The organism is Mesorhizobium sp. M5C.F.Ca.IN.020.32.2.1 (assembly GCF_004023105.1).
Lineage (GTDB): Bacteria > Pseudomonadota > Alphaproteobacteria > Rhizobiales > Rhizobiaceae > Mesorhizobium > Mesorhizobium wenxiniae.
Window position 1 is genome coordinate 1 of the sequence record NZ_RZSX01000212.1, and the last position, 8,124, is coordinate 8,124.

The window sequence follows — 8,124 nt, forward strand, 5'->3', positions numbered from 1 at the left end:
AGTTACGCCTTACATTGTAAGACCAGGCTCCAACCCAAACCAGATGAGCGCACCTACGGAGCGGGCGGCACCGGCTTTGAACGGAGGGGGCGCTCCGACGAATTCCGTGGCAAGTCCCCCGCGAGACCGCGCTGCTATCCGTGCGGGCGCGCCAAGCGCCCAGGGCGGTCTCGGCTTCATCATCGAATAGTGTCGTCCAATGATGTTGCGTTTTATAGTCCTCTTTGTCGCTCTGGCACCAAGCGTAAGTGGCTGCACAAGCACTACGCCAGTTGATGTCGAACCATCGGCATCAATGCTTGTCCGAGAGGAGACCACCCTCCTGACGTTGCAAAGCCTGCGCGCTTCCGAACGGCAGCGTTTGCGTGATTTCCTAAACAAGGCCAGTCGCGGCCGATTCGATGCCCTCCACCTCCTCATCAGCGGTTCGCCCCAGCTCAGCGCAGGGGTAGCCCATCAGGCCAGGCAGTTGGCAATCGAAGCAGACAACATTCAATTGCTCGATCAACACGACGCCGGCTCAGTGCGAATTGAGGCGATTGTCTATCACGCCCGTCCGCCGGTCTGTCCCTCATATGGTGCCTTACCCAATGAAGAATCCTTCAAACAGCCGCTTGGTTGTTCGACAGGATTTAACCTGGCCGTGATGGTCAACGATCCGCGCGATCTGCTCGACAATCAGGCCGTCAAGTCCGGCGATGGCGATCGTGCTTCTGTACCAGTTGCCACTTACAGAACGTTCGGGACGGATAAAGGTGGCTGATACCGGCCCTTATCTTGGCAGCACTCCTACCGGAGATTGAAAGCTTCCAATCTCGTCCTGATCTAAAATCAAAGGAACCGCTGGATGCAATATAGGCGCGATATCGCGGGCCTTAGGGCTGTTGCTGTACTTCCGGTCGTACTCTTTCATTTCGGAATTTCGGCGATCCCGGGTGGCTTTAGCGGGGTTGATATCTTCTTCGTCATCTCCGGCTACCTTATCAGCGGAAGCCTCTTGGATGACCTTGAACGCGGCCAATTTTCGATCGTCAACTTCTACTGGCGCCGTGCCCGGCGCATTCTGCCGGCTCTCGTCTTTGTGATGCTTCTCACCTGCATTGCCGCATTGTTCATTCTTCTGCCATCGGATCTGCGCGAATTCGGTCTTAGCATCATAGCTGCCTCGACCTTCTGGTCGAACGTTTTTTTCTGGAAAACGTCAAGTTACTTCTCGATCGATGCCGCGCTTCGACCACTGTTGCACACCTGGTCGCTTTCCGTAGAGGAGCAGTACTACATCTTCGCCCCAATCCTGATGTTCCTAATCTATCGCTACATCGGGAAGCGCTGGCTGACGACACTTCTTCCGATAATTCTCTGCAGCTTCGTAATGGCGGTGATGGCGACATCGCTGGCGCCCACCGCCGGATTCTATCTGCTGCCGACCCGAATCTGGGAACTCATGTTGGGCGCCCTGCTCATGCTCAACCGCCCCCCGCCGTTGGGCAACAGATTCCTGATGGAGTCGGTGGGGTTGGCCGGATTTGGCCTTCTCGCCATCGGGTTCTTCGCGCTTTCGGAGAGCGACCCGTTCCCAGGCTACAACGCCTTGTATCCATGCATCGGAACGGCCCTTCTGATCTATGTTGGCCAAAATTCCCCCTCGACGGTCGCCAGCCGCATGCTCGAAGTCCGGCCGCTGGTCTGGATTGGGCTCATCTCGTATTCTTTGTATCTTGTTCACTGGCCGCTCAATGCGTTCGCGCATTATCTTTCGTTCCAAAAACTCGATCCTTTGATGACCGGTGCGATGTTGGTAGCAAGCCTCGCATTGGCTGCATTCTCCTGGAAGTTTGTAGAGCAGCCGTTTCGACAGAAGAGGGCCTTCACCGCCCCGGGGCCTATCTTTGCCTTTTCAGCGCTCGCGATCGTTGTTCTTTGTGCCGGCGGAGCGGCGGGGGCGCTCGGCAACGGCTTTCCGCAACGGTTTCCGGACTATGTCCAGCGGCGCATTTCCGTCGGGGACTGGAGGAATGGCATCTGTTTCAACGAGGGCACCAGCCGGATCGAAAGCTGGAATATGGAGGATTGCACGCGCACTCGCGGTTTTCCAACAACGGTTTTTTTGTGGGGCGACTCCTTCGCCGCGCACTATGTTTCCGGCCTGGGTGCTAACATAAATCGGTTGCAGGCGAACATCGTGGAATATACGTACGCCGGCTGCCCGCCGATACTCTCTTACTACTCTTACGCTCGTCTTGATTGTGTCCGGTTCAATCGCAAGGCCTTGGACATCATCTTGGAAGCGGACATCAAGACGGTTATCCTCAGCGGTAAATGGAGTGACTATGAGGTCAGAGGCTTCGACGGTCTTCAGCAAACAATCGATACGCTTCGTGCCCTGGGCGTGCGCGTGTTTGTCATCGGCCAGTCTCCGCAGTTCCCAACTGACGTCCGGAAAATTGCGTTCTTCGCCAAGCGCCAAAATCTGGACGATACGTCCTGGCCGATGGCGATGTACCCCGGCATCAACGAACGTGTGCGCTCATTTACCAAAGGCGCCACATTCATCGATCCGCTGAAATTCCTGTGCAGCGCAGGACGCTGCCCCTATTCCGACAGAGGAGAGTTTATGTATTTCGACTATGGTCATTTCTCTTCAGCCGGCGCCACACTGGCAATCTCGAAATACTGGCCGGCTTTTGGCAAAGACAATGCTCTTCCTAAGACGAAGTAGCGGGTCAGACGGCTGACAAGCACCAGTGCGGGTCCCTGTGATTGCTCCTGCTTCGGCAGCAGCCGCGACGATGGAGCTGTTCAGGTTTAAGGCCACCCGATAGCGACCTAGGATGGGTGCTGCCACGCGGATCGGACTAAGCGTGCATTATCACGTAAATGTTGAGAGAATGAATGGCGCCGCGAAGGGCAATTCCAGCCATCCACAGCGACAGGCGTGTCGCGGTCCCGACATAGCAGTGGCACTTACCTGACACGGCCTCACACTGCCCTCTAAACGGCCCCGAATTTGAACTGACCACCCCTGGCCGGTTCATTGGGCAGGTCAAGGGCTAGGCTGTATTACACAGGGCTCACCCCTTTCAGTCTCAAGTTGGTACGATGGGCCGTGGACGGTCGATGCAGACTTCAAGGATGGCGAAAGAAGCTCTCTATGCGTGCGTTGTCGAGGCAAGTGCCTTTGCCAGAGATGCTCGCGGCTGGAGAGATTTCAAAATGAGCGTTGGAAGCGGAGAATGCCGCCGACGCTGTTCGGCTTGCTCGTGCCCTTGACGGTGGTAGGGTCGGCAGGGCCGACGCCAAAGTTGCCGTAGCGGTCGTAATCGACCTCGGCTGTGACCGTGAAGCCAGGAACGACCATATAGACGACGTTTGCAGCCAAACCAGAATTCTTGAGCTGATCACTCGAGACCTGAAAGTTGAACGAAGTTTTCTCGTCAAACTCGTAGGTGGCGCCCGCCCAGAAAGCCCACTGGCCGTTCCAGATTTTGTACGAGCCGCGCACATGATTGGCGATTGCGCCGTTTGAGTCCTCGTTGAGACTGCCATTGGAACCGTAGCCGAACAGTCCAAACAGCGACAGCTGGTTTGTGACAGCGACGTCGACACGGATCTTGCCGGCCAAAGCTTCGTAGTTGCTGTCATAAGCCGCGACGCCGGTGATCGAGCCCCAGCCTTGCGTGTATTTCAAGCCGGCGACAACGTGCGGAATATAGCTGTCGATAGTACCGGCTGAGCCCGATCCTTGTTCGAGCGAAATCACGGTCGAAATGCCGTTGCCGGCGTCGAAGTAGTACTGAGCCACGTTGGTGTCGAAGCCGGCCGACCGAACGAGCATACTATCGAGAACGTTGCCAGCGTAGCTTACAAACGTATCGAAGGCCGACCCGTCCTTGCCAACTCGCAGGCCCCCCAGCTCGACCCAGGCAGAAGCCAGTGCGAGGCCGCTGTTGAAACCATAGTTCTGAGGACTGTCACGCGAGTTAGCGCTATTGCCAAAATTCACGTGGGTTTCGGTATAGGTCGTCAACGCGCCGAGCTCGGTCTGCTGGCCGCTCCAAGTTTTGAACGTGAAGCGTGTGTTGTTTCGCCAAGTGCCTTGGTCCTCGCCAGTTCTCACATCCGAGGTTCTTGCGCTGTCATACGATCGGACATCACCCAGGCCGATATCATAACGGACATAGCCGCCGATGCGCAGGCAGGTCTCGGTGTTGGGAATATAGAAATACCCCGAGCCGAGGACGTCGCAGATCTTGATGTACTCGGCCGGTTCCCGCTCGGCGCCAGCTGCTCGAACGACGGAGGCGGCGATCAGAGCAGTTAAGCCGAGAAGACGAATCTTGATGTACATGTCTAGATCTCCATGAAGGAATAAAAAGGATAGAGGCGTAAGAGCAAGCTTTACTCTAAATTTTGTACGTGTTGTCTCCAATTTGTGGACGTAAAAGCGCTTGACATGGGAGGTTATCCAGCGTAAAAGCCACATGTACTTAGAATAGTGTTTTCTGCTAGGAGATTCATTATCGTTTATATGTGAAACACTCCGGTCAGACCGCTGCAGCCTCGGAATAGAGCAGCAAGCGACATGCCAACCTGAAGCGTAGATGCGGCCGACACCAAAATTGGGCCGACGCGCCTTCGTCTCGCTGGAATCACTTTTTTTGAGGGTCACTGCGAAAAGCAATGTGCGACACGGTTCGCCATGTTCGATATGTGACAGTCTCGTTTAACAGCGACGGCTTCCCGTCTGACCGCAACGGAGGCCGCTTCATGCGCTACCGAGAAGGATTACTGCGCGCGTGCGGTCCGCAAGGGCTGCGCCAGGAACAGAGGGCGTCCACGTCCGATGTGTCGCATGGTGGCCGAAGCACCTTTTCGCCGCTGTAAGTTCGCCGTGCAGGTACATTGCGCGGCCGATAGCGAGAAGGGATCGCACCCTGAAACGGTTGCCTAGGGCTCGCCTCGAGTAATTGGCGATGAACAGCATTCTCGAGAACTTAGTCTCGACGGAAAGAGCAACGAAAGGAAGCCGCTTGGACGAGCACGATCCGAAGGAAGAACTGATCGAGACCATTTTCCGCAACGGCACAATCACTGCCGTGGGTATCCTGCTTGCCTTTTCGCTCGGCTTCCTCACTCATTGGGCGGCGAACCCCTTGCCATGGCAACTCTACGATCTGTTCGCCGTAGTGCCGATCCTGCTCGGCATCGCACTGCAGATGAGAGCGCTGTCCATGCTGCTCGACATGAGTTCCTTGCGCCGCCCCATCTACGAACGCGCCAATCGCATTTTCATGGTCGGCCTCATCCAGACCGCGTGTGGCGTCGGGATGGCGATCTTGGTCGATCTTTTCGGGATATCGGTAGGGGGCACGCTGCCCGGCGCTTGACGACAAGCCACACCGCCGCTCATCGCTCGAAGCGACGTCAAGCTGGGGAGCCTTGTGCACCCCCTAGCGGCGCCTTCCTTTCATCAAATGAGCGGACGTCAGCTTTAGAGCGTCTCGGTGGCTAAAGCCGGTATGGTTTTTCGGCCGGCAGGGAAGGCCGCTGGCTGGACCTGGATGGCGTCTGACCGAGGCTTGACAGGTGCGTTGCGACGTTTGGCGTCGGACATGAATTTCGCATTGCAAAGTTCTTCCGCAGACGCCTCAAGCACACTGCATCGGCGTCACGTACTCAAACGTTGAATGCGGCACCGCACCATCACCTCAGGCGGACCATGGCACGCGCGCTCGGTTGATACCGTCCTGTCCAAGCGAGACTGCGACATCGCCGCCTCCGCCTTGAAAACGCGGAGAAAGCGGGACGCACTGACTTAGGTCAGAGACAGGACGAGCGCGCAACGAAACAATGATGGATCAGCGACGTGGGACGACAGCTCCTTGCACACCTCAATCCTGACAAAGTACCGGGACCCCCGGCCGCCTTGGTATACCATCTATCCGACTGTGCCAGACTTCTCTGCGGCGGTTGGTGCTGACGATTATGAGGAATGGCTGGGGGGCCTCCCGGCCGACGAATCGGTGTCGCTCTATTTCCACATTCCGTTTTGCCGATCCATGTGCTGGTATTGCGGCTTCCCTACCGCCGTCACCCGTCGCAACGGCCCGATCCTTAATTATTTGGCGTGCTGCGTCAGGAGATCAGTTTGGTGTCGGAGCAAGTTCGGCAAGGGCTGCCGGTGAGCGATGTGCATTTCGGCGGCGGAACGCCTCACCTTATCGGGCCAGCCGAGCACTTGGCGCTGATGGAATTTCTACGCCGCCACTTCGCTTTCAGCAAAACTGCTGCGATCGCCGTGGAGATCGATCCCCGAACGTTCACACCGGAAATGGCCGAACCCTTGGCAGCTACCGGTGTCAACCGCGCGAGCATCGGCGTGCAGAGCTTTGATCCCGATGTGCAAAAGGCGATCAATCGGATCCAGAGTAAGGTGCAGACGGCCGCTGCCGTCGAAAATCTCCGCCGGCATGGCGTTGGCCATATCAACTTCGATCTCATCTTCGGTCTCCCGAAACAGACTGTGCAGTCCTGCATCCAGACCGCGATGGCTGCGGTCGCCATGCGCCCCAACCGGTTTGCGGTGTTCGGCTACGCGCATATTCCTTCCGTGATAAAGAATCAGCGCCTAATCGAGCAGGCAGGTCTACCGGACGGCGATGTTCGCGCCGAACAGGCTGCAGCTGTCGCCGAGACACTGGTTGGCGCCGGCTACCGGGAGATCGGGCTCGATCATTTCGCTCTGCCGGACGACGAACTCGCGCTAGCGCAGAAGACCGGGCGCCTGCGGCGTAATTCGCTGGGATACTCGGCCGATACTTGCAAAACCGTGATCGGCTTCGGCGCGTCGGCTATTGGCCGAGTCGGCGAGGGGTACGTTCAGAACGAAGTAACACGGGATTCTTACGCCCGGCACATCGCAAGTGGACGTCTGGCGACATCAAAGGGCCACCGGCTGACCGACGATGACCGGGTGCGCGCAGCAATCATCGAGCGACTGATGTGCGATTTGGAGGCCGACGTGCCGACCATCTGTGCCGCCCACGAAATCGAACCAGCTCGTTTTCTCGATTCAGTTGAGCGTTTGGTGACGCTGGCTGAGGAGGGGATCGTGGACGTCGAAAACGGCTTCATCCGCGTGCGGCCGGAGCACCGCTTTGTTGTTCGCGCCGTTGCTGCTGCATTCGATGCTTTTCTCGCGAATCGATGAGTTGAGGCCACGACTCCGAAGGCATCAGACCTTGTTTGGCGCTCGTCGGCATGGGCTCTCGCAGAAGACTCCGCAAGCGCATGCAGGGGACTCCACTTGACGCCGCGTTCATCATCATCTCGCCTGGGTGCGCTCGATCGCACAACTCGGAGCACGCTGCTCTCGGCGTGAGGCTGTGCTCTGCAAAGCACCGGTGATCCACCCTGTCCCTGGATAGCAGCTTGATGGCGTCATCTTGGAGGACGAGAAAAGATTGTCGAGGTACGGGTACGAATTGCCTCGGTCGTTCGTTCAATCGAAAGCACTGTCTGCGGAGGCACCTCTCCTTCATGCAGTGACAGGAGATGCTGGCCGACTTCCTTATCTGCTGCGGTGAGTCGATGATTTAGGCGGAGAAAGTCCATCCAGGTGGGGGTGCGGAATGTCTCCGTCCAAAGTGACGGTGTTTGCAGATTTCGCTGGAGCGTCCAGTTTCGTGCACCGGCACGGCTCTGGACGTGTCGCCGCGTGCGCATGTAGCCCAGAAAGGCCTCGATATTTTCCTCCGATATCAAATACTCGACCTTGGCCACGATAGGGCCACTTCTGGGTTTCAGATCGAGAGCCACGTCCGGCGGATGAAAAACTGAACTTTCTTGATCCGTTTCTTCCCAGGGACGGACCGGCAACACGATCCCCGCTGCTGCAACCAGCAACAGAGCGCCCGCGGCGCCCTCCAATGCTGAGGTCAAGGAATAGTTTTGCGCGACAGAACCCCAGATCCAGCTGCCAGCAGCCATACCGCCTGCGCTCAAGGCGTAGTAAATGGAGAGCGTGCGGCCTACAACCCACCTTGGGCTTGCCAACTGCACCGACACGTCAATGCCCGTCCAGGCGATAAGCTAACCCGCTCCGCCGAGCGCCAGCGAAATGGC

At 57.4% G+C, this 8,124-nt stretch carries 4 protein-coding genes and 3 pseudogenes; 5 read left to right on the top strand and 2 right to left on the bottom strand.

Features of this window, described 5'->3' with window-relative positions; genetic code table 11:
• The 3 genes and pseudogenes from EOA86_RS40195 to EOA86_RS13105 all read left to right on the top strand — a co-directional run.
• Nucleotides 1-190 (top strand): annotated as a pseudogene (locus EOA86_RS40195) (type II and III secretion system protein family protein); the annotation flags it as partial.
• Nucleotides 191-199: 9 nt separating this feature from the next.
• A complete protein-coding gene (locus EOA86_RS13100) occupies nt 200-763 on the top strand; it encodes a CpaD family pilus assembly lipoprotein (protein ID WP_029354878.1) in 564 nt (187 codons plus the stop codon).
• 84 nt (nt 764-847) lie between these two features.
• The gene (locus tag EOA86_RS13105; protein ID WP_128342036.1) at nt 848-2,719 is read left to right on the top strand and encodes an acyltransferase family protein; all 1,872 of its coding nucleotides are present in this window, start codon (nt 848-850) and stop codon (nt 2,717-2,719) included.
• 489 nt (nt 2,720-3,208) lie between these two features.
• On the opposite strand, the gene EOA86_RS13110 is transcribed toward EOA86_RS13105, so the two are convergent.
• Nucleotides 3,209-4,348 carry a porin gene (locus EOA86_RS13110; RefSeq protein ID WP_091595823.1) on the bottom strand — a complete coding sequence of 380 codons (1,140 nt, stop codon included), beginning with the start codon at nt 4,346-4,348 and terminating at the stop codon, nt 3,209-3,211.
• 682 nt (nt 4,349-5,030) lie between these two features.
• Between EOA86_RS13110 and EOA86_RS13115 the strand changes: the two genes are divergently transcribed.
• Nucleotides 5,031-5,387, top strand: coding sequence for a hypothetical protein (locus EOA86_RS13115; protein WP_091595902.1), 357 nt, complete (start codon nt 5,031-5,033; stop codon nt 5,385-5,387).
• A gap of 495 nt (nt 5,388-5,882) precedes the next feature.
• Nucleotides 5,883-7,210, top strand: a pseudogene (gene hemN / locus EOA86_RS13120) (oxygen-independent coproporphyrinogen III oxidase).
• A gap of 230 nt (nt 7,211-7,440) precedes the next feature.
• Here the strand turns inward: hemN and EOA86_RS13125 are convergent.
• Nucleotides 7,441-8,124 (bottom strand): annotated as a pseudogene (locus tag EOA86_RS13125) (MFS transporter); the annotation flags it as partial.

Bases quoted from the DNA above. Each gene is read 5' to 3' on its own strand.
- EOA86_RS13100 (WP_029354878.1), top strand. From the start codon at position 200: ATGATGTTGCGTTTTATAGTCCTCTTTGTCGCTCTGGCACCAAGCGTA.
- EOA86_RS13105 (WP_128342036.1), top strand. From the start codon at position 848: ATGCAATATAGGCGCGATATCGCGGGCCTTAGGGCTGTTGCTGTACTT.
- EOA86_RS13110 (WP_091595823.1), bottom strand. From the start codon at position 4,348: ATGTACATCAAGATTCGTCTTCTCGGCTTAACTGCTCTGATCGCCGCC.